The following is a 21524-nucleotide window of genomic DNA, read 5'->3' as shown; positions in this document are numbered from 1 at the left end:
GATATGAATGACTAAAATTGCTTTTATCGGAGCTGGAAGCACGATTTTTGCGAAAAATGTGCTGGGGGACTGCCTGATGGTTCCGGCGGTCAACGGATTTGAATTTGCTTTGTATGATATCGATCCGCAGCGTCTCAAAGAATCTAAAGAAATGCTCGAGCATTTAAAAAACCGCTATAATAACACGGTATCGATCCGTGCTTATGACGATAGAAAAGAAGCTTTGGCGGGGGCGAAATATGTGATCAATGCCATTCAGGTCGGCGGCTATAAACCGGGCACAGTCATCGATTTTGAGATCCCGAAAAAGTACGGCCTCAAGCAGACGATTGCCGATACGGTCGGAATCGGCGGGATATTCAGGGCGCTGCGGACGATTCCCGTTTTGTTGGATATGGCAAAAGACATCGAATGCGCGGCGCCCGACGCCTGGCTCTTAAATTACACAAACCCGATGGCTTCTTTAACCGGTGCGCTGCTTCGATACACGGACGTGAAAACGGTCGGTCTTTGCCACAGCGTACAAGTATGCACAAAAGACCTTTTCAAATCCCTCGGCATGAAGCATGAACGAATCGAAGAAAGAATCGCCGGCATCAATCATATGGCTTGGCTTCTTGAAGTAAAGCAAGACGGAAAAGACTTGTATCCAGAAATTAAAAAACGGGCAAAAGAAAAACAGAAAACGAAACATGGTGACATGGTCAGGTTTGAACTGATGGATAAATTCGGCTACTATGTGACCGAATCGTCCGAACATAACGCGGAGTACCACCCTTATTTTATCAAAAGCCGTTATCCCGAACTGATTGAAGAGCTGAATATTCCGATTGACGAATATTTGAGAAGGTGCGAGAAGCAGATTCAAAACTGGGAAAAGATGCGCGGCGAAATCGTCGGCAACCGGCATTTAACCCACGAGCGGTCAAACGAATACGGCTCAAGAATCATCGAAGCGATGGAAACCGGACAGCCGTTTACATTCGGCGGAAATGTCTTGAATAAAGGATTGATTACAAACCTTCCGGAAAAAGCCGTCGTTGAAGTGACGTGCGTCGCTGAGCGGAACCGGATCACTCCGTGCGCCGCGGGCGAGCTGCCTGAACAGCTGGCGGCTTTAAACCGCACCAATATCAATACACAGCTGTTAACGATTGAAGCGGCAATAACAAAAAGAAAAGAGCACATTTACCATGCTGCATTGCTTGATCCGCATACCGCTGCGGAATTATCGATGGATGATATCGTAAGCATGTGCGATGAATTGATCGAAGCACACGGCGACTGGCTGCCGGAATTTGAATAAAAAAATAAAGCCCGAGCGAAGGGATCAGCCTTCAGCTCGGGCTTTTTTCAGGCGGGGGTGTGAATATTTTTCCGACTTTTGATGAAGCAATCGGAAGAATGGAGGAAGCATTGCGATCACGAGCACCACCCTCAACACTTGGACGGCGACGACGAACGTAGAGTCGGCGTGAAGCGTGACAGATGTTGTCGCCATTTCCGCGATTCCCCCCGGAGCAAATGCCAATATGGCCGTTGTCAGCGAAATGCCTGCCGCTTTAGCGGTGACGGCGGCGCTTAAAATCATCGCAATGATCAGTCCGACGGAGCTGGCAAGTGCGACGATCAGCGTTTTTCTGACGCCGATAAACATTTCTTTGCTGATTTTTGAACCGATCGTCGCGCCGAGACAAATTTGCGACAGCACTGAAAAGCCGTGGGGCCACCAGGCTGTTGCGCTGAGCCCGGTCATTGAAGCGCCTGCGATTTGCAGAACGGCCGCACCGGTCATGCTTCCGAGCAGCCATGGCGCCGGAAACCGCAGTGCTTTCATCGCTTTGCATACCCCGAATCCGCCCAGCACGATCAGCGCAGTCCAAGCGAGATGAGGCGCTTCAAATGCCGATGTTCCCGCGGCGATCACTTGACTGCCGGCAGCATGGGCGTCAGGCTGCTTCGCATTTATGAAAAAAACGAAAAAGGGAACGGTCATGACGACCAGAAGCACACGTATCATCTGCACGAGACTGACGATTGCCGTGTTCGCTCCCACTTCCTGAGCGATGCCCGGCATCGCGGAAAGCCCGCCGGGGGCCGTTCCCACAAAACTCGTCAGCATATCGGTCTTGCTGAACCGCCACAAGACAAAGCCTGACAGCATGGCGAACACGACGGAAAGGAGGAGCATGACGCCGACAATCAGCCAATTTTCCTTAAAGATCGAAATCACGGACATGTTGATTTTCTGGCCGAGCTCAATTCCCAATAGCATTTGGCCGAACTGAAGCCAGCCATGATGGATGCCGTTTTGTCTGACAGCAGCCTTTAACGGTGACGGGCGAAACAGCGACAGACAAGCGGCTGCTGTCATTGTGCCGACCATCCAGCCGATCGTCATGCCGGTCAAAGAGAGAAGAAATCCCCCAAAACTGCTGATTAATATCAATAATATATCCCGAAGGAAATCTCTTTTTTCCCTCAAATGAAAAACCTTCTTCCTGATTACTGCAATCATTTTGTTCACTAAGTAAAGTATTTCTATATATCACTATATAATAATTTTAGTGATTGGTAAAATACGAATTTATTTAAAAGATTAATAAGAAAAACTGATCGTTCATTTTGAACATAACAGATGGAACATATGAATACATTAAATTAGATTCGATCACAAATAGAGGTGAACCGATATGAAACATTCCAAGGAATCATTCACCAAAGTCAAATCGTATCGTCCGTTTCACAGCGCTTTTGATCCGTGTCCTCCGATCGGTAAAAGATATTACAGAACCCCTCCAAATCTATATCTAGGTTTTCAGCCCCGCGGCCTTCCGCAGTTTTCCCCGATGGAGGCGCTGCAAAAAGGGACGCTTTGGCCCGTATTTTACGATCATTATGAAAATCCGTATGAAGATGGGAGGTAAGGGGGGTGACGAACTCTTTACCGCAAGACTATTATCAAAGGCTCCATGAAATTCAGGCCGTCGATTTTGTCATCGTTGAGCTGATGCTTTACCTTGATACACATCCCGATGATACCGACGCCATCAGACAATACAACCAGTATGCCGGATATTCAAGAAAACTGAAAGCGAAGTTTGAATCAAAATACGGCCCTTTGACGCAAGGGAGCCCGGATCAGACGGAATCCTATTGGAGCTGGAAAAAAAGTCCCTGGCCGTGGCAAGTTTAATAGGGGAAGGGAGTCAGGTTCATGTGGCTTTATGAGAAAAAACTGCAGTATCCTGTTAGGGTGAGAGAATGCAATCCGAGACTTGCCAAATTTTTGATTGAGCAATACGGCGGAGCGGACGGCGAATTGGCTGCGGCGCTTCGCTATTTGAACCAGCGCTACAGCATTCCTGACAAAGTCGTCGGACTGCTGACGGACATCGGTACGGAAGAGTTTGCTCACCTTGAAATGATTGCGACGATGGTATATAAATTAACAAAAGACGCGACACCCGAACAGATGAAGGAAGCCGGGCTCGGCGATCATTACGCAGACCATGACAAAGCCCTGTTTTACCATAACGCTGCCGGCGTTCCGTTCACCGCTACATACATCCAGGCAAAAGGCGATCCGATTGCCGATTTATATGAAGATATAGCGGCTGAAGAAAAAGCGAGGGCTACGTATCAATGGCTGATTGACATGTCGGATGATCCGGATTTAAATGACGGGCTGGCATTTTTACGGGAAAGGGAAATCGTTCATTCACAGCGCTTCCGCGAAGCTGTCGAAATTTTGAAGGAAGAGCGCGACAGTAAAAAAGTATTTTAAACAGCAAAAAGCCGAAAATACGATTGGTATTTTCGGCTTTTTGTTTACTGCACAGGGCTCGCAAGCAGCTCTTCTGCGCGGTCGCGAAGCACATACTTTTGGACTTTTCCGGAAGCGGTCAGCGGGTATTCGTCGATCAGAAATACGTACTCCGGAATTTTGTAATATGAAAGCTGTCCTTTGCAAAAATCTCTGACATCTTCAAGCGTCAGCTTTTTGCCCGGTTTGCATTTAATAAAGGCCGCCGTTTTTTCCCCGTATTTTTCATCAGGAACGCCGACAACCTGTACATCGACAATATCCTCATGTTCATAAAGGAATTCCTCTATTTCACGCGGGTATATGTTTTCACCGCCGCGGACGATCATATCTTTTAAGCGGCCGGTAATCCTCACGTATCCGTCCCGGTCCATTTCGGCCAAATCGCCGGTATGGAGCCAGCCGTCTTCATCAATGACCTTTTTGGTGGCTTCGTCCATTTTATAGTATCCCTTCATGACGAGGTATCCTCTTGTGCACAGTTCACCTTGCTCGTCCGGGCCGAGCGTTTCCCCCGTGTCAGGATCCACAATTTTCATTTCTACATGCGGATGCACTTTACCGACGGTTTCAACGCGGCGTTCGATCGTGTCGGTGACCGTTGTCTGCGTAATCACGGGTGAAGACTCCGTTTGTCCGTATGCGATTGTGATATCCGTCATATTCATTTGCTTCATCACTTTTTTCATCACTTCTTTAGGACACGGGGAGCCTGCCATGATCCCGGTCCGCAATGAAGATAGGTCATAGTTTGCAAAATCGGGGTGGGTGAGCTCGGCGATAAACATTGTCGGCACACCCTGCAGTCCTGTACATCGCTCTTTTTCGACCGTTTGCAGGACGATGTCCGGTTTGAATTCGATGATCGGCAGCATGGCCGCGCCTGACGCGACACAGGCAAGCGTGCTTAGCACACAGCCGAAGCAGTGAAACAGAGGAACCGGAATGCACAGCCTGTCTTCGCTCGTCAGCCCCATTCTGTCGGCAACGATCGCCGCATTATTGACGATATTGTAGTGAGTCAGCATAACACCTTTTGGAAAGCCTGTTGTTCCCGACGTATACTGCATATTGATCACATCATCGTGTGTGAGTGATTGCTCTCTTTCGAAAAGGTCGGCATCAGAGACCGTTTCGCCCAGTTTGGCGATGTCGGCAAAAGCCGTCATATGTTCAGGGACTTTATTCTTGCCAAGGTAGACGAGATTTTTCAGCTTCGGCAGCTTTTCCGGATTTTTTATGATCTCGTCGACCATATCGATATAGGATGTCCCTTTGTAGCCGTCCATTAGAAAGAGGGTGGTGGAATCGGAATGTTCCAATAAGTACTCAAGTTCTCTCGCCTGATAGCTTGTATTGACGGTGACGAGCACAGCGCCGATTCTTGCCGTCGCAAACTGGAGCAGAATCCATTCCGGTATATTGGATGCCCAGATGGCGACATGCTCTCCTTTTTGAATGCCGAGCGCGAGCAGCCCTTTTGCAATTTTAGAGGTTTCTTCAACAAGCTCCTGATACGAATATCTTAAATCGAGCTCAGAATATACAACCGCTTCATGATTCGGAAACCGGCCGGCGGTTGATTTTAAAAGCCCGCCGATCGTTTGTTTTTTTAATGTAATCATAATGCCTCCTTGCCTCCCGAATAAAAACTGTTTCTATTATAGCACTTTGTTCTAGTACCAGGTACTATAAAGAATTAGTTTTTTCTTAGCCAGGAAGATAATGTTAATACTGTTCGGTATTGTGCAAGTCCGCCGGCAGCCACGATTCCTGCAATAGCAAGAAATAGCGCTGCCCCGCCGAACTTGATGAACATCATCCCGCCTAAAAAAGGACCGATTGTCCGGGAAATATCCCAATGCAGGCCGAAAAATGCAAAATATCTGCCCCGCATATGATCGGGAGCAAGGCGCGAGACAAAGGTTTGCATGTGATTCAGCAGCATGCTTTCTGCCGCCGTAAATAAAACGGCAGTCGAGAGCAGCCAAAAGATCGATGATGAAAAAGCGAAACCAATCGCTGCCACAGCGTAGCATACATATGATATGGAAACGACCGTTTGGATGTTCAGTCCTTCCGTCCATTTGACAAGCGGAATTTGCATCGTAATGCTAAGAAGGGCGCGGCACACTGTATAAACAGTCAAGGTGAATAGGAAATCTTCAAAAAGAGTTTCGAGATAAAGGCGGTAGTTTGACTCCAGTTGAGCATAGAACAGGCTGACGGGGACCGACAAGAACATCAAGGACAGAACCGGACGGTGCTGAAAAAATACCTTTTTTGCGGAAAGAAGTTTTTCCCTCTCCAAAATCTCCTTTTGCCTTTTTGACCGCCATACCTCGGGCATTTTAAAATAAACAGCAAGCCAATACAGAAAAAACGCACATGCCTGAAAGCCGAACATCAGGCTTGGCTGATAGGAATAGACTGCAAGTCCGGCGGCCGGACCGACCGCTGCGCCCAACCCTTCAATGGCATGAAGGACAGCGAACGCTTCAGAGCGACGCCCGCTTTCGGTGCTGTCCGTTATTTGGGCCCGCTGCGCAGGGATGTACAAAGCTCCACCAATGCCGTTCAGCACATAAAAAAGAGCGAACAGCCAAATGTGATCTGCCATCATAAAACCGGCGGCAGAGACGGTCTGAAAGGCGAGCGCCGCCAGGATCACCTTCCGTCTTCCGATCCGATCCGTCAGTCCACCTGCGGCAAGCGTCACCGCGACCTCGGTCAGCGGTCTTGCTCCGATGACGAGCATCACCGGCAATATGCCGGTTCCAAGCACATCATACAGATAAAAAAGGAGGAAAGGGGCCAGCATGGCTCCCGTTATTCCGGTCAGGAACTCTCCGAAGAAGCAAATCAGCACGGGAGAACCGTACCTTTGTTTTAAACGGTTCATTTCATATCCTCCTTCAACATAGCAGTGCAATTAGTGTAAAATGGAAAATCATCAGTAAAAAGGACAGAAAACCAGGGGAGAAATTTCCCCTTTTATAAAGAGGGGGATAACGGAGATGAAATCGATCGAACATTACATGGAACTTACCGCGGGAATTAAATGCGAAAGCGAAGGGGAGGCAGAAGAGATTTCAGTCAGTGAAATCGCGGATATTCTGTATTGCACACCGAGGAACGCAAAACTGATTTTAGCGAAACTTGAAGGTTTGCAGTGGATTGCTTGGAAAAGGGGAAGGGGGAGAGGAAACAAATCAGAAATCCGCTTTTTAAAAGAACCTTGTGAACTGCTGCTTGAAACGGCGAAAAATGATACGAAAGAAGGTAAAATCGACCGGGCGAGACACCTTCTCGAAGCATATCAGCATTCGTGTCCGGACGCATTGCCGTCATATAAAGAGTGGCTTGAGCGCGTTTTCGGCTTTCAGACCGAATCGGAGGGCAGCAAGCAAAAAGATGTGCTGAGGCTCATGACCGCGATGGAGCCAGAGCATTTTAAGCGTCTTGATACGTGCCGTATTTATCTGCGTTCAGAGAGCCATGTCGTTAAGCAGGTATGTGATACATTGATCCGTTTTAATGAAAAGGAAGGAGGTTTTATGCCGCATCTTGCCCACCACTGGGAATGTGACGCCGACCAAAAAACGTGGACGTTCTATTTGAGGAAAGGGATCTATTTCCATGATGGCACAACATTGACAGCTGAGGATGTTAAATACTCGTTTGAGCGTTTTATGCTGGATGATGAAAATAAATGCAAATGGCTCGCAGAGGATATCGGAAATGTTGCGGTCAGGGATGAATATAGTTTTGATATTTGTTTAAAGGCAAAAAACTCGCTGTTTTTGCATCATCTTTGCGATGAAAGGCTGTCTATTTTAAACCGCCATCAGAATGACGGACTGTTGATCGGGACGGGTCCTTTCAGACTTGTCCGCCGGGATGACCGGATTCTCGCGCTTGAAGCGCATGAGCGATATTTTCAAGGGCGGGCTTTTTTAGACCGGATCGAACTATGGTATATGGATGGCAATTTTTCTCTTGTCGACTACGGTTTTTATATGGAAAAAGAAGAACAAAGTCAGGTTTTCGATGAATGGCACGAGGAAAGGAATGTTCAGTACATCTCGGTGAATGCAAACAAATCGGGGCCTCTCAAGCATAAGGCGTTCAGGAAGGCTTTGCGGCAAATCATTTCCCCTTCACATATGGTCAGTGAATTAGCCGGACAACGGACGGCTCCGGCGGGAGGCTTTCTAAACCGGGATCTTCCGCCTGAATACGGGGACGACGACATCGGCAAGCTGCTTATGGAAGGCCATTACAAAGGCGATCCGCTTCGGCTTTATACGTTTTCCGAACCGGATCACCGGGAGGATGCGTCATGGATCCAAAAGAGGTGCAGGCGGTACGGCATCGCACTAGAGGTTTGTTATATGAAAGCGGATGAGCTCATGAAGGAAGAAGTGATCGCAAAAGCCGATTTGATTCACGACAGTGCGACATTCGGACGTTCGGAAGAAATGAGCTGGCTTCACCTCCTTTTAACGGAAAACAGCTTTTTACACGTCCATATGCCGGGGGAATGGCAGAGGAAGTCCGCCTTGATGAGGGATCAGCTTCGTTTCATTGATGAGCATTCCAAGCGGATCAGCCTTCTGTGTGAGGCGGACCGCGCCTTGGCAGAAGAGGTTTACACGATTCCGCTATATCAAAACAATATTCGCGTTAAAGCGGGGTAGCCATTCAAGGCATTGTGCTTAACGAAGAAGGATGGATTGATTTTTACGGCATCTGGTACAAAAAAGAGGCTCTTCTGTAAGAGCCCCTCCATTGTGTTTCTTAATGACCGGAATGTCCTCCATCCACTGACTTAATTTCCAATATGTCATCAAGAACGCCTTGCGTTCGAAATGAAATCTCATTTTCTGATCCGAGAATGAATGCATGGTTATAAGGGCCGTCCTGCGGTCTGTCCCGAAAAGAAGGCTCGATCTCGGATAAATAGCTGTACATAGTACTGTCTGCCTGTCCATTTTTGAGTAAAAGCAGAGGAGCGTGTTTTCCCAAATGGGAAAATGGCGCTCCGGCAAGCGCCAGCTCGGGCGCGGCCGTTGATGCGAACGACAGTCCGTGTCCCGGATCTGTGATTCCCCACCCAAAACCGGTGTTTTTATCGCTGAATTTCGCAAACGCAATCGAATTTGCGACAGGCGTATCTCCGGAAATTCTTTTGACTGTTCCATATTCCTTTAATGCATCCTCCGTTTTTTCTGAAACGGCTTTTTTAGGGCCGAGAATATAGATGTTTGCTTTGCCGTCCCTTTTCTTTAATGCTGCGGCCGTCTCTTCGGGAATGCCTTTTTTGTTCACGTACAGGATCGGCTCAGGCATGTGGGCGATCCAGTTTACAGCCGGGAGCGAATAAAGTTCCGCATCTTCCTCAGATGATCCGATGATAACGCTTTTCGGATACTCATCGGCTGCATCCGCGTATTCTTTGTCAATCTCTTTTGCCAGATCAGCCTCGTTCTTCCCTTTCAGCTCTTTTATTTTAAAAGAGTTCAAAGCTTGAAGCGCTTTTGACTCGAACTCTCCGACAGCCATGATTTGCGTTCCGTCTGAAGTGCCCGTCGGGTTCAAGCGCTTGATTTCATTCTGAATCTGCCCGGAGATTTTCCCTTTTTCTGCGATTAAAACAGGTCCGTTATTCGGGTGATGGATCAGATCAGCTGATGCAAGAGTTGCCTGCCATGATCCGCCCGAAACTAAAATCACTGCGCCCGGCCTGTTTTGTTTATGAGTGGCCGGCCATATCGTTTGAGAGGTTTTGATGCTCATTTCTTCCGGTGTATTTGCGTCAAGTCTTGTCGTGTTCTTTGTGTTTTTCACCAGAAGCCCTTCTTCCGCCCGCTTATTGAAATCATTCGGAAGAGAAGCGGCGTCTTTTTCTTTCATCTCCGAATGATTCTTCGTATGATGCTCCTCATGTCCGCCCGTGTTTCCCGAGCCGGAATTTTGGCATGCTGCGAGCGGAAGCGCGAAAACAAGCATGACAAAAAGTAAACCGGATTTCAATTTCATGGTGTTTTCCTCCTTTTTGGTTCAGATTACTGAGTAGTATACCCGGGAAATGTGCAAAACTGGTGCAGACATCTCGACATTTGTTACACATTAGAAGGCAGCGTGATGATAAATTCGCTTCCTTTCGGGGTTCTGTTTTTCACTGCAATCTGCCCGCCGTGAAGCTCGATGATTTCTTTCACGATGGCCAGGCCCAGCCCGGTACCGCCGGTTTGTCTGGATCTCGACTTATCGACCCGGTAAAAGCGCTCAAAAATATAATCCCGTTCTTCTTCCGGAATGCCGCAGCCTTCGTCCGCTACCGTAATCTTGACCTGGTCCTCTGCTTTTGCTGCGGTGACGACCGCTGTTGAATCAGGATCGGAGTATTGGCGGGCGTTGTTCAGCAAATTTGAGACCACTTGTGAAAAACGGACTTCATCGACTGAGACATAAAGAGCCGTCGGGATGTCGAATGAAAGGCTGATTCGTTTTTCTGAAAAAGCGACCGCCGCTTTCTGAACTTCTTTTTTTATGAATGTGTGCAGGTGAACCTGTTTCTTACTGATTTGAAATCCCGGCTGTTTCAGTTTTGTCAGCAAAAATAAATCGTCAACAAGGGTGTTTAAATTGTCCGCTTCCTCTTTGATGATCGACAAATACTGATTTCTGGCTTGTGGATCGAGTTTATCTCTCATCGCGACATCTGTGTAACCTTTTATATATGTGATCGGAGTCCGCAGCTCATGAGCGACGCTTGACAGAAAATCGTTTCGTTCTTTTTGAAGCCTGCTGAGATTTGAAGAAAGGCTTTCGATCGATGCGGCGAGCTCGCCGAGTTCATCGTTCCTTTTGATATCAAGCGGAATCGAAGCTTGACCGTTTTTGATGCCTTCGGTTGCCTCCTTCAGTTTAATAATCGGCTTCGCTAATACACGGCTGAACCAAAGAATAGCTGCGGCCGTTAAGACGCCGGTTAAGCCGAAGCTGAGGAAAAACCGCTTCGTAATGCTTGTCACCAAGGATTTTATCGAGGAGGTCTCCAAATACATGAAGACGTAGCCGGCCGTTTTCCGCCCGTTCATGATCGGACTGATCGTACAAATGTACTTTGATGTATTCCAATGGGACGATAAAGCGGTCCCTTTCCTCGGGATGTTTTTTTCTTCGAAATGAAGGTGTTCCGTCATGTCTCCCGGGGCAGACTGCGCCAATACGCGTCTATTTTGGTCCGTTATGATCACGTTTGTCCGGGCTTCGGTTTCCATCAGGGTGACGTGGTCTATCGTCCTTTTGTCAAAATGTTTTTCGAGGACGTCTCTGTGGCTGTTGCCCCTTAGTTGGAGCGCGCGGATTTCTTCGTTTATTCTTGTGTTGATAATCGTTGTATACAGCGCCGCAAAAAGGATGGCTTCGATGAAAAGGATTAAAATGAAAAATGAACCTGCGAGCTTAAATGAAATCTTTTTCATGCGCCGGTTACTTTGCTTGTCCATTTGTAGCCGACGCCGTAGACGGTCCGGAGATGATCTTCAACCGGAAAGCCCGCTTTTTTCAATCGGTTTCGCAAATTTCTCATGTGCGAATCGATGGTTCGGGCCTCGATATCAGAGTTGAACCCCCAGATGTTCTCAATCAATTGGTCTCTCGAAAGCGCTTGATCCGTGTGGTTTAAGAGCGTTCCGAGCAGATCGAATTCACTTGGCGTAATGCCGATTTCCCGTTGATTGACATGCAAGGTATGATGCTGTTTATTCCAGATTAAACCGCGGAACCGGATTTCATGAAACCGGCGGGTTCTGCGCAGGACGGCTTCTATTCTGGCAAGCAGCACTTTTTCGCTGAACGGTTTTGTTAAATAATCGTCTGCGCCGCAGTTCAGTCCGCGCACAATGTCATCCTGCCCGTTTTTAGCGGTGAGCATGATAATCGGAACGCTTGTCAATCTTCGGATCTCTTGGCAAATCATCCATCCGTCCATCTCAGGCATCATAATATCGAGAATAACAAGATCAAAATGGCTCATTTTTATTAAATCCAGGGCTTCTTTTCCGGTGGCGGCTTTTGTGCATGAATAATGTTCTAAATAAAGCTCCAGCAGATCGAGCATCCGGATTTCATCATCTACAAGCAGCACGTTCAATGTTTTAGCACCTCTTTAGTCAAAATAAAAGTCCGCTACTTAAAAAATATACCCTATAAGGGTATATTGATCAAGGCGGGAGGAACGGGATCACCTCTTTGACAAGAAGTATAAAAACCAGACTGCATGGTTTTGTTCGTCAGCTGCCGCGCGCTTGAACGCCTCCCGTATCGCCCGGTCTTTCACATAGTCTGCGATGTCCAAATAAAAATCAACCGTTTCTTGTTCGTCTTTAAATGCGGACTCCAGCGCGTTTCGATACTGTTCCGGACAAGGTTCCGTAATGGAAATGTCAGGCTTTCGGCCGGTAAGAGACGTATAAAATGTTAGGAACACATTAAAGTGGCGGATTTCATCTTCTCTGATTTCTAAAATCTGCTTTTTTGTTTCGGAATCCGGCGCCTTTTGGGCGATTTTTTGGTAGCAGACGACCGCGCTGTGCTCTCCGTTTATCGCTTTTTCAAGATCTTTGACCAGCCTGTCGTTTTGCCTGGCGGGATATGCGGGAAGATACGGCTGAACATACCACATGTTTTTCACCTCAACACTTTATATTTGACGTCCTGCCATTATATGTATGTGATGGCTTGCATGTGCCTATGGTAAAGTTTGAGCCTCGAACATGTGTCAAAATGATGTGCGGTGAGTACAATCTATTTTAAAAAAATGAAGTTTGACGTAAAATGGTTGTTAGTGCCGAATTGGTGATATACATATCAAAATGGAGTGAGACTATTGAAAAAGGTAATATTGACGGCCGTGGCCGTCTTGATGTCGGTTGTGTTGTTCGCCGGCTGCCAGGCGGAAAAAGGGGGATCAGCCAAGGGGAAGTCTGAAAAAGTTCAAATTACGGTTTCCGCGGCTGCGAGTCTCAAAGATGTATTAGCGGAACTTTCCTCCGTATATGAGAAAGATCATCCGAATGTCTCCATAAAGTTTAATTTTGGTTCATCGGGTGCATTGCAGCAGCAGATCGAACAGGGCGCTCCTGCTGATTTGTTTTTTTCTGCTGCTGAAGACAAATTTAATAGAGTAGTTGATCAAGGTTTAATTGACAAAAAAGACTCTGTCAAGCTGGTCGAAAACAGTCTGGCGCTGATCGTGCCGAAAGGAAAAAGTCAGCATGTCAACAGCTTCAAGGATTTGGCGGATGACAAAGTCGAAAAAATTGCGATCGGCAAACCTGAATCAGTGCCAGCCGGAAAATACGCAAAAGAAACGTTGACGAACCTTGACGTATGGTCTAAAGTGCAATCTAAAGTCGTCTACAGCAAAGATGTAAGGCAGGTCCTTTCTTATATCGAAACAGGCAACGCGGATGCCGGAATCGTTTACCGGACGGACGCCCTTTCATCAGATCAGGTCGAGACCGTAGAGACGGCGAAAAGCGATCTGCATACACCGATTGTCTATCCGCTCGGAATTGTGAAAAATACAAAGCACAGGGAACAGTCTGAGGAATTTTATCAATTCCTGCAAAGCGACCAAGCCGTCAAGGCGATGGAAAAGTACGGATTTAAGAAGGGCTGACCGCCGTTATGCTTGAGGAGTTCTTATCCCCAATTGAAATTTCCATCCAAGTATCAGCCGCAGCGGGCATCATCGCCGTTTTGCTTGGAACTGCTGCAGCGAGGCTCCTGGCGAACAGAAACTTTAAAGGCAAGTCCATTATCGAGACGGTGATGATGCTGCCGCTCGTTCTGCCGCCGACCGTTGTCGGATTTTTTTTAATTGTGATCTTCGGAAGGCAGAGCGTGATCGGACGCTTGATTGAAAACGTGTTTCAAGCGCCGGTTATTTTTACCTGGTGGGCAGCTGTGATCGCCGCGGCGGTTGTCGCGTTCCCGTTAATGTATCAGTCTGCAAAATCCGGATTTCTGGCTGTCGACCGCGACATCGAGGATGCAGCGAGGGTTGACGGAGCAAACGAATGGAGGGTGTTCCTCTTTGTCACCGTTCCCCTTGCATCCAATGGAATCATGACGGGGATTGTGCTCAGCTTTGCGAGGGCGCTTGGCGAGTTTGGCGCAACGCTGATGTTTGCGGGCATTATCCCGGGGGTGACGCAGACGGTGCCGACGGCGATATACTTGGCGATCGATTCGGGCAATATGACGCTGGCATGGATGTGGGTCGCCTCTATCGCGATCATCTCGTTTTTGATGCTGTTTTTTGTGCAGTTCAAGCAAAAATAGCCGTATGGGGTGCAAGTGCTCATACGGTTTTTTCACAGTTTTGGAGAATGGTTATTTTGCGGATGTTTCGATAGAATAAAGAGTAAGAAACAGAAAGGAGACGGGCTTAGTGGGAGCAGTATTTTTATCAGGCAGATCCGGGAGTGGGAAAACGACCTTTATCCTGAATGAAATCAGAGAAAAACTTCGCGATGAACCGCTCGGAAAACCGATCATTTTTCTAGTCCCGGATCAAATGACGTTTTTAATGGAATACGAGCTTAGCAAAACACCAGATTTGGGCGGCACCATCCGCGCCCAAGTGTACAGTTTTTCACGGCTTGCCTGGCGAGTGCTCCAACACACCGGAGGCATGAACCGGCCGTTCTTGACGGGAACGGGCATTCAGATGCTGCTGCGGAGACTGATTGAAGAGCATAAGGGCGAGTTTAAAGTCTATCAAAACGCAAGCGATAAAAGCGGATTTACGGAGCAGGTGGAACGGATGCTGACCGAATTTAAACGGCACTGTCTGCCGCCTCAAAGCATCCGGGATATGATGGAAGGGACAGGCAAGTCGGAATACGAAGATGAACGGATTCTTTCCGATAAATTGCACGACTTATATATTTTGTACAGCAAGCTTGAGGAAAATCTGGAGAATCAATATGTTCAATCTGAAGATTATTTGACCCTTTTAGCCGAACAGATTCCGTATGCGGAAGAGATTAGAAACGCTGCCGTTTACGTTGACGGATTTCACCAATTCACGCCTCAGGAGATGAGCGTACTAGAACAGCTGATGGTACATGCCGAAGAGATCACGTTTTCGCTGACGGCGGATAAGCCGTTTACGGCAAACAGCCCGAATGATCTCCATCTGTTCAGGATGACCGGGAAGGCGTACTATGACCTTTACCAAAAGGCGAAGGAACTCGGCCTTGATCCGTCTGAAGTGCGGCTGGAAGAAACGAAACGGCACCGGCATCATCCAGAGCTTCAGCATCTTGAACGCTATTTTGATGAACGTCCTGCAAAACCGTATCCCGGACAGACGGAATCGCTCCGCATCATGCAGGCGTCGAACAGAAGAACCGAGATTGAAGGAATTGCGCGCGAGATTCATTCTTTAATCCGCCAGGGCCGGTTCCGGCTTAGGGATATTGCTGTCATCGCCCGCAATGTTGAAGATTATAAAGATACGATAAAAGAAGTTTTTAAAGACTGCGAACTTCCTTTTTTCATAGACGGCAAGGAATCGATGCAAAATCATCCGCTTATTGAGCTGATCCGTTCGACGCTTGATATCATTAAAGGAAATTGGCGGTATGAAGCCGTGTTCCGCTGTGTCAAAACGGAGCTTTTATTCCCGGAAGGACAGCCGAAGGAACGGCTGCGCGAACAGATTGACCAGCTTGAAAACTACTGTATTGCTTATGGCATTAAAGGAGACAGATGGACAAGCAAAGATCCGTTTGTTTACAGAAGATACGCTTCACTGGATGAGGATTTTGCCAAGACAGACAAAGAGATTGAAACGGAAAATATGCTCAATGAACTAAAGGGCTGGATCGTTCCGCCGATTCACAGGCTGCAGAAGCGCTTGAAAAAAGCTGAAACAGTAAGGGAAATGGCCGAAGCCGTCTACCTTTATCTTGAAGAAGCCGATGTTCCGATGAAGCTTGAACAGGAAAGGCGGCTAGCCGAAGAAGGCGGAAGGATTGCCGAGTCGCGCCAGCATGAGCAAGTATGGGATGCCGTTATTCAACTGTTGGACGAGTTTGTTGAAATGATGGGCACAGAGCGGATTTCGTTTGCGTTATTTCAGCAAATGATCGAAACCGGATTGGAGTCTTTGAAATTCGCGCTGATTCCGCCCGCACTTGATCAAGTGTTTATCGGCAATATGGACCTTTCAAGGATGTACGGCACGAAATGTACATTTCTCATCGGTGTAAACGACGGCATACTTCCGGCGAGGCCTGCGGATGACGGCGTGCTTTCAGACGAGGACAGGGAGTGGCTGAAACGAAACGGCGCACAGCTGGCGGCAACAGGGCGAGAGCAGCTATTGGACGAGAATTTTCTGATCTATATGACGCTTTCAAGCCCGTCTGAAAAGCTTTATGTCTCCTATCCGATCGCTGATTCGGAAGGGAAGACGCTGCTTCCTTCAACAGTGGTGAAACGGCTGAATGAACTGTTCCCGGACAGCGAAGAAAAGATGCTGATTCATGAACCCGAGCAGCTGGACGATGAAGCCCAGCTTGAATTTCTCGTGAATAAAGGCATCGCCTTGAGCCATTTGGCAGGGCAGCTCGGCATCTGGACGAGGCAGTATGCGATCAGCGATGTATGGTGGAGTACATACAACTTTTTAATGAATGAGCCTGACCGCATCTTTTCTCAAAACATCCTGTCCAGCCTGTTTTTCAGAAACAAGGTCGAAAACCTAAACCGGCATGTGAGCCGCGATTTATACGGGGAGCACATTCAGGGAAGCGTGTCGCGGATGGAGACGTTCAAGGCCTGTCCGTTTTCCCATTTTGCTTCGCACGGCTTAAAGCTGAAGGAACGCCAATTTTTCAAGCTTGAAGCTCCGGATATCGGTCAGCTGTTCCACTCTGCGCTGAAGCTGATTTCAGACCGGCTTCACGAGCTTAAACTGGATTGGCGCGACTTAACGAAAGCCCAGTGCGAGACTTTGTCAAGCGATGCAGTTGAACGGCTTGCGCCTAAACTGCAAAAGGAGATTCTGCTCAGTTCGAACCGTCATCATTATGTGAAGCAGAAGCTGCAAAAAATCATTGCCAGGGTATCGGGCATTTTAAGTGAGCATGCAAAAGCAAGCGGCTTTGCCCCCGTCGGCATAGAGCTCGGATTCGGAGGGAAAGGTCCGCTTCCTCCAATGCGTTTCACCTTGAAGAACGGCTGCACGATGGAGCTTGTCGGCCGGATCGACAGAGTGGATAAAGCGGAGAGCTCAAAAGGGCTGCTGCTTAGGATTGTTGATTATAAATCAAGCGATAAAGGCCTCGATTTGGCCGAGGTGTATTACGGGCTTGCCCTGCAAATGCTGACATATCTCGATTTGTCGATCACGCATTCAACCGATTGGCTCGGCATGAAAGCATCCCCGGCAGGCGTGCTCTATTTTCATGTGCACGATCCAATGATCCAGGCTTCAGTGCCGCTCGGCCTTGATGAAATAGAAAAAGAGATTTTCAAAAAGTTCAAGATGAAAGGGCTGCTCCTGGGAGACCAGGAAGCGGTCAAGCTGATGGACACCACCCTGGAACAAGGCAGGTCGAATATTATCAGCGCCGGTTTGAAAAAAGACGGCTCGCTCCGTTCGGATTCTGACGTTGTTGCAGAAGAGGATTTTCATGTATTGAGGCGTCATATCCGCCGGACATTTCAGCAGGCCGGCGAGGAGATCACAGACGGCAAAGTGTCGATCGAGCCTTACAAGCTAAAAGACCGGACACCGTGCACATATTGTTCATACCGGTCATTCTGCCAGTTTGACGAATCGCTTGAGGAAAACGAATACCGAATATTAAAACCTGAAAAAGACAGCGTGATATTGGAGCGGCTGAAAAAGGAGGATGAGGCAGATGGAGATTTCTAAACCGAAGGGCAGCACCTGGACTGATGACCAATGGAAGGCGATTGTCTCATCCGGCCGGGACATTTTAGTTGCGGCAGCGGCCGGTTCCGGAAAAACGGCCGTGCTGGTTGAACGGATCATTCGGAAAATAACGGATCAGGAACGACCGGTAGATGTCGACAGGCTGCTCGTCGTCACCTTTACAAATGCATCTGCGGCTGAAATGAAGCACAGGATCGGCGAAGCGCTCGAAAAAGAGCTTGCCGAAAACCCGGGATCGCTTCATTTGCGCCGACAGCTTGCTTTATTAAACAAAGCGAGCATATCAACATTGCATTCATTCTGTCTTCAAGTCATCCGCAAATATTACTATTTGATCGATGTCGATCCGGCTTTCCGGATCGCCGATCAGACGGAAGGCGAGCTGCTCGGCGATGAGGTGCTGGATGAACTGTTTGAAGAAGAATACAAAAAAGGCAATCCTGCCTTTTTTGAACTTGTAGACAGATATACGACAGACCGTCATGACCTCGACCTGCAGCATCTTGTCAAGCGGGTCTACGAATTTTCCCGTTCGCATCCCGATCCGGAGGGCTGGCTTCACTCATTGGCTGAACTGTATGACGCGGCTTCGGATACGAAGGTTGAGGCTCTGCCGTTTTATTCTTACATTAAAGAAGACATCGCACTCGTTCTGGAAGGTATGCGGCAAAAGCTGACGCGCGCGCTTGATTTGACGAAGCAGCCCGGGGGGCCTGCTCCGCGCGCCGAAAATTTTCTCGATGATTTAGCGCAGATCGACAGGCTGATTCAGCAGCAGGATGATTTTTCGGCCCTGCATGAGCTTGTACCGACCGTTTCGTTTCAACGATTGAAGCCATGCAAAGGTGATGAGTACGATCCCAGATTGGTTGATGAGGCGGCAGACCTCCGCAACAGTGCGAAAAAGCAGCTTGAAAAGCTGAAAAGCGATTATTTTTCGCGAACTCCGGAGCAGCACCTTGAGAGCCTGAGGGAAATGAAGCCTGTCATTCAGACGCTTGTCCAGCTCGTGCTGGAGTATGGCAGGCGGTTTGCGGAAGCGAAAAAGGAAAAGGCGATCGTCGATTTTTCAGACCTTGAACACGACTGCCTTGCGATTTTATCCGTGAAAAATCCGGCGGGCGAGGCCGTGCCGAGCGAAGCGGCGAAGTTTTACCGCCATCAGTTCCACGAAGTGCTTGTTGATGAATACCAGGATACGAACCTGGTCCAGGAAGCGATTTTAAAGCTCGTCGCCAAAGAGGAGCATGAGGGGAACCTGTTTATGGTGGGCGATGTCAAGCAGTCGATTTACCGGTTCCGCCTGGCTGAGCCGCTTTTGTTCCTCTCGAAATATAAACGCTTTACAGACGATGGCTCGGGTTCCGGCCAGAAAATCGATTTAAATAAAAACTTCAGAAGCCGTTCAGATATTTTGGACAGCACGAACTTTTTATTCAAACAGCTCATGGGAGAAAAAGTCGGGGAAGTCGAGTATGACGAACAAGCCGAATTGAAGCTCGGCGCCTCTTATCCGCCGAACGAAGCGACAAAAACGGAGCTTCTGCTCATCGAAACCCCGAGCGGCGCGCCGGGTGAAGAGGCTGAAGAGCTTGAGGCGGTCCAGCTTGAAGCAAGAGCGATGGCCGGGCAAATCCGCAGGCTGATTACAGAAAAATTTCAAGTATATGATGCCAAAGCGAAAGCGTCGCGAAACATCCAGTACCGTGATATCGTGGTGCTTTTGCGGTCGATGCCTTGGGCGCCTCAAATTATGGACGAGTTTAAACAGCAGGGAATACCCGTATACGCGAACCTCTCAACTGGTTATTTTGAGGCGACAGAAGTATCGGTCACACTGTCTTTATTAAAAATCATCGATAATGCCTATCAGGACATCCCGCTTGCGTCCGTTCTCAGATCGCCTGTTGTGGGTCTTGATGAGAATGAGCTTTCCTTGATCAGAATCAAAGATAAAAAAGCGCCGTTTTACGAAGCCATGAAAGCGTACCTTGCTGCAGCAGACGGCGATGAGAGGCTCAGCGAAAAGCTTCGCCGCTTTGACGGTCTGCTCAAGAAGTGGAGAGCTTATGCGAAAAACCACTCTGTAGCAGAGCTGATCTGGGAAATCTACCGGGATACGAAGTATTTGGATTATGTCGGCGGAATGCCGGGCGGAAAACAGCGGCAGGCCAATTTGCGCGCGCTTTACGACAGGGCGAGATCCTATGAAGCGACATCATTCCGCGGCTTGTTCCGCTTTTTAAGATTTATTGAGCGGATGCAGGAGCGGGGCGATGACCTCGGAACGGCAAGGGCTCTAAGCGAACAGGAAGACGTTGTTCGGCTGATGACGATCCACTCAAGCAAAGGGCTTGAATTTCCTGTCGTATTTACCGCCGGTCTCGGACGGAATTTTAATATGATGGACTTGAACAAATCTTATCTGCTGGATAAAGAGCTCGGTTTTGGAACGAAGTTTATCCATCCGAAGTGGCGGATCAGCTATCCGACGCTGCCGCTTATCGCGATGAAGAAAAAACTCCGCCGCGAGCTTTTATCAGAGGAGCTGCGCGTCTTGTATGTCGCCCTTACCCGGGCCAAGGAAAAGCTGTACCTGGTCGGGACGGCGAAGGATAAAGAAAAGCTGCTTGCCGACTGGCGGACACAAGCGGCCGGGTCCGAGTGGCTGCTCCCGGATTATGAACGGTTTCAGGCAAAATCATATCTGGATTTCATCGGACCTGCTTTGATGAGGCACAGAGATATGGATGAATCCGGGGCGCCGCCTGTGATTGATGAGATCCGCGAACATCCGGCGCGCTTTCAGGTCAGCTGGCTGTCCGCCGCGGATCTACAAGCTGAGGCTGTCGATCAGGCCGGTGAAGAAAGACACGACCGGCTCGTCCAAATTCAAATGGGCCATGCGATTGAAGGCGCCTTTGAATATGAGCAGCAAGTCAGAGAACGACTGGCATGGTCATATCCATACAAGGACGCCGCCAAAGTCAGAACAAAACAATCTGTCTCAGAAATGAAACGGCAGAAGGAATACGAGGATGAATACGGCGACCGCTCGCTTATTCGTCCATCACAGGAGGCTCTCCTGTTTAAACGGCCGTCCTTTATGATGGCAAAAGGCCTGACCGCAGCCGAACGGGGGACGGCGATGCACACCGTCATGCAGCATATTCCGCTGACCCGTACGCCTGAAAAGAATGAGCTCAGCCGCCTTCTAGACAGGCTTGTTGAGAAAGAGCTGTTAACAGAAGACCAGCGGGCAGCGATTGAAGAAGACGACATTCTTGCATTCTTTGATACGGAAATCGGACAAAAGCTTTTCGGCGCCCGCCGCGTCGAACGGGAGGTTCCCTTTAACATGACGCTGTCCGCTAAAGAGGTTTATCCGGATCTTGAGTCAGCCGATGAACCTGTTTTGATACAGGGAATTATCGACTGCCTATTCGAGACGGAGGACGGTTTTTACCTTCTAGATTACAAAACCGACCGGATACACGGAAAGTACCGGAACGGCTTCGAAGGGGCCGAGCCGATTTTAAGAAAACGTTACGAAACACAAATTCAGCTTTACGCACGAGCCGTTGAAACGATGATTAAAATGCCGCTCAAAGGGCGCGCGCTGTACTTTTTTGACGGAGGACACGTGCTCTTATTTTAATATGAAGCAGCTTCCCCCTGACGATTTCGGGGGGAGCTTTAATGAAAAGA

16 protein-coding genes are annotated in these 21524 nt (G+C 48.4%); 9 read left to right on the top strand and 7 right to left on the bottom strand.

What is annotated here, in order from left to right; all coding sequences use genetic code 11:
- Nucleotides 1–7 precede the first annotated feature (7 nt).
- Entirely contained in the window at nt 8–1306 is a 1299-nt protein-coding gene (gene melA, locus ACVC9U_RS13325; RefSeq protein ID WP_048350670.1) for an alpha-galactosidase MelA, read from the top strand.
- A 24-nt stretch (nt 1307–1330) separates the two neighbouring features.
- Here melA and ACVC9U_RS13320 read toward each other — a convergent pair whose 3' ends face one another.
- The gene (locus ACVC9U_RS13320) at nt 1331–2485 is read right to left on the bottom strand and encodes an AbrB family transcriptional regulator (RefSeq protein ID WP_075754877.1); all 1155 of its coding nucleotides are present in this window, start codon (nt 2483–2485) and stop codon (nt 1331–1333) included.
- A 208-nt stretch (nt 2486–2693) separates the two neighbouring features.
- On the opposite strand from ACVC9U_RS13320, the gene ACVC9U_RS13315 reads away from it, so the two are divergent.
- The 3 genes from ACVC9U_RS13315 to ACVC9U_RS13305 are packed head-to-tail and all read left to right on the top strand — an operon-like array spanning nt 2694 to nt 3787.
- Nucleotides 2694–2927, top strand: coding sequence for a spore coat associated protein CotJA (locus tag ACVC9U_RS13315; protein ID WP_020450858.1), 234 nt, complete (start codon nt 2694–2696; stop codon nt 2925–2927).
- Between the two features lie 5 nt (nt 2928–2932).
- The gene (locus ACVC9U_RS13310) at nt 2933–3196 is read left to right on the top strand and encodes a spore coat protein CotJB (RefSeq protein ID WP_020450859.1); all 264 of its coding nucleotides are present in this window, start codon (nt 2933–2935) and stop codon (nt 3194–3196) included.
- A gap of 21 nt (nt 3197–3217) precedes the next feature.
- Nucleotides 3218–3787 carry a manganese catalase family protein gene (locus ACVC9U_RS13305; protein WP_023856600.1) on the top strand — a complete coding sequence of 190 codons (570 nt, stop codon included), beginning with the start codon at nt 3218–3220 and terminating at the stop codon, nt 3785–3787.
- A gap of 44 nt (nt 3788–3831) precedes the next feature.
- On the opposite strand, the gene ACVC9U_RS13300 is transcribed toward ACVC9U_RS13305, so the two are convergent.
- Nucleotides 3832–5451, bottom strand: a complete 1620-nt coding sequence (locus tag ACVC9U_RS13300) for an AMP-binding protein (protein WP_057957833.1) — start codon at nt 5449–5451, stop codon at nt 3832–3834.
- Nucleotides 5452–5525: 74 nt separating this feature from the next.
- On the bottom strand, nt 5526–6728 hold the full coding sequence (locus ACVC9U_RS13295; RefSeq protein ID WP_048350706.1) for an MDR family MFS transporter: 1203 nt from the start codon (nt 6726–6728) through the stop codon (nt 5526–5528).
- Nucleotides 6729–6843: 115 nt separating this feature from the next.
- On the opposite strand from ACVC9U_RS13295, the gene ACVC9U_RS13290 reads away from it, so the two are divergent.
- Complete coding sequence (locus ACVC9U_RS13290) at nt 6844–8526, top strand: ABC transporter substrate-binding protein (RefSeq protein WP_053073136.1); 1683 nt, start codon at nt 6844–6846, stop codon at nt 8524–8526.
- Nucleotides 8527–8626: 100 nt separating this feature from the next.
- Here ACVC9U_RS13290 and ACVC9U_RS13285 read toward each other — a convergent pair whose 3' ends face one another.
- The 4 genes from ACVC9U_RS13285 to ACVC9U_RS13270 all read right to left on the bottom strand — a co-directional run bounded on the left by ACVC9U_RS13285 (nt 8627) and on the right by ACVC9U_RS13270 (nt 12521).
- Complete coding sequence (locus ACVC9U_RS13285) at nt 8627–9868, bottom strand: cell wall-binding repeat-containing protein (RefSeq protein WP_057957832.1); 1242 nt, start codon at nt 9866–9868, stop codon at nt 8627–8629.
- Between the two features lie 83 nt (nt 9869–9951).
- Nucleotides 9952–11319 carry a HAMP domain-containing sensor histidine kinase gene (locus ACVC9U_RS13280; RefSeq protein WP_048350705.1) on the bottom strand — a complete coding sequence of 456 codons (1368 nt, stop codon included), beginning with the start codon at nt 11317–11319 and terminating at the stop codon, nt 9952–9954.
- Nucleotides 11316–11957: a response regulator transcription factor gene (locus ACVC9U_RS13275; RefSeq protein ID WP_048350709.1), complete on the bottom strand. Its 642-nt coding sequence runs from the start codon at nt 11955–11957 to the stop codon at nt 11316–11318. Before ACVC9U_RS13275 ends, ACVC9U_RS13280 begins: the two co-directional genes overlap by 4 nt.
- A 123-nt stretch (nt 11958–12080) precedes the next feature.
- Nucleotides 12081–12521, bottom strand: coding sequence for a ferritin-like domain-containing protein (locus ACVC9U_RS13270; RefSeq protein WP_048350704.1), 441 nt, complete (start codon nt 12519–12521; stop codon nt 12081–12083).
- Nucleotides 12522–12761: 240 nt separating this feature from the next.
- Here ACVC9U_RS13270 and modA point away from each other — a divergent pair, with 240 nt between their 5' ends.
- The 4 genes from modA to addA all read left to right on the top strand — a co-directional run bounded on the left by modA (nt 12762) and on the right by addA (nt 21474).
- On the top strand, nt 12762–13520 hold the full coding sequence (modA, locus tag ACVC9U_RS13265) for a molybdate ABC transporter substrate-binding protein (RefSeq protein ID WP_048350708.1): 759 nt from the start codon (nt 12762–12764) through the stop codon (nt 13518–13520).
- Between the two features lie 8 nt (nt 13521–13528).
- Nucleotides 13529–14185: a molybdate ABC transporter permease subunit gene (gene modB, locus ACVC9U_RS13260; protein WP_009328900.1), complete on the top strand. Its 657-nt coding sequence runs from the start codon at nt 13529–13531 to the stop codon at nt 14183–14185.
- Nucleotides 14186–14294: 109 nt separating this feature from the next.
- Nucleotides 14295–17795 carry a helicase-exonuclease AddAB subunit AddB gene (gene addB, locus ACVC9U_RS13255; RefSeq protein WP_009328899.1) on the top strand — a complete coding sequence of 1167 codons (3501 nt, stop codon included), beginning with the start codon at nt 14295–14297 and terminating at the stop codon, nt 17793–17795.
- Complete coding sequence (gene addA / locus ACVC9U_RS13250; RefSeq protein ID WP_011197743.1) at nt 17782–21474, top strand: helicase-exonuclease AddAB subunit AddA; 3693 nt, start codon at nt 17782–17784, stop codon at nt 21472–21474. The genes addB and addA overlap by 14 nt, the downstream gene beginning before the upstream one ends.
- The last annotated feature ends 50 nt before the right edge of the window (nt 21475–21524 follow it).

The organism is Bacillus sp. GM2, assembly GCF_056155945.1.
This window is presented reverse-complemented; position numbering and strand designations above follow the sequence as displayed.

Coding starts and splice junctions, on each gene's coding strand:
- modA (WP_048350708.1), top strand. CDS start 12,762: ATGTCGGTTGTGTTGTTCGCCGGCTGCCAGGCGGAAAAAGGGGGATCA.
- ACVC9U_RS13315 (WP_020450858.1), top strand. CDS start 2,694: ATGAAACATTCCAAGGAATCATTCACCAAAGTCAAATCGTATCGTCCG.
- ACVC9U_RS13295 (WP_048350706.1), bottom strand. CDS start 6,728: ATGAACCGTTTAAAACAAAGGTACGGTTCTCCCGTGCTGATTTGCTTC.
- melA (WP_048350670.1), top strand. CDS start 8: ATGACTAAAATTGCTTTTATCGGAGCTGGAAGCACGATTTTTGCGAAA.
- addA (WP_011197743.1), top strand. CDS start 17,782: ATGGAGATTTCTAAACCGAAGGGCAGCACCTGGACTGATGACCAATGG.
- ACVC9U_RS13290 (WP_053073136.1), top strand. CDS start 6,844: ATGAAATCGATCGAACATTACATGGAACTTACCGCGGGAATTAAATGC.
- modB (WP_009328900.1), top strand. CDS start 13,529: ATGCTTGAGGAGTTCTTATCCCCAATTGAAATTTCCATCCAAGTATCA.
- ACVC9U_RS13280 (WP_048350705.1), bottom strand. CDS start 11,319: ATGAAAAAGATTTCATTTAAGCTCGCAGGTTCATTTTTCATTTTAATC.
- ACVC9U_RS13305 (WP_023856600.1), top strand. CDS start 3,218: ATGTGGCTTTATGAGAAAAAACTGCAGTATCCTGTTAGGGTGAGAGAA.
- ACVC9U_RS13285 (WP_057957832.1), bottom strand. CDS start 9,868: ATGAAATTGAAATCCGGTTTACTTTTTGTCATGCTTGTTTTCGCGCTT.
- ACVC9U_RS13270 (WP_048350704.1), bottom strand. CDS start 12,521: ATGTGGTATGTTCAGCCGTATCTTCCCGCATATCCCGCCAGGCAAAAC.
- ACVC9U_RS13275 (WP_048350709.1), bottom strand. CDS start 11,957: ATGCTCGATCTGCTGGAGCTTTATTTAGAACATTATTCATGCACAAAA.
- ACVC9U_RS13300 (WP_057957833.1), bottom strand. CDS start 5,451: ATGATTACATTAAAAAAACAAACGATCGGCGGGCTTTTAAAATCAACC.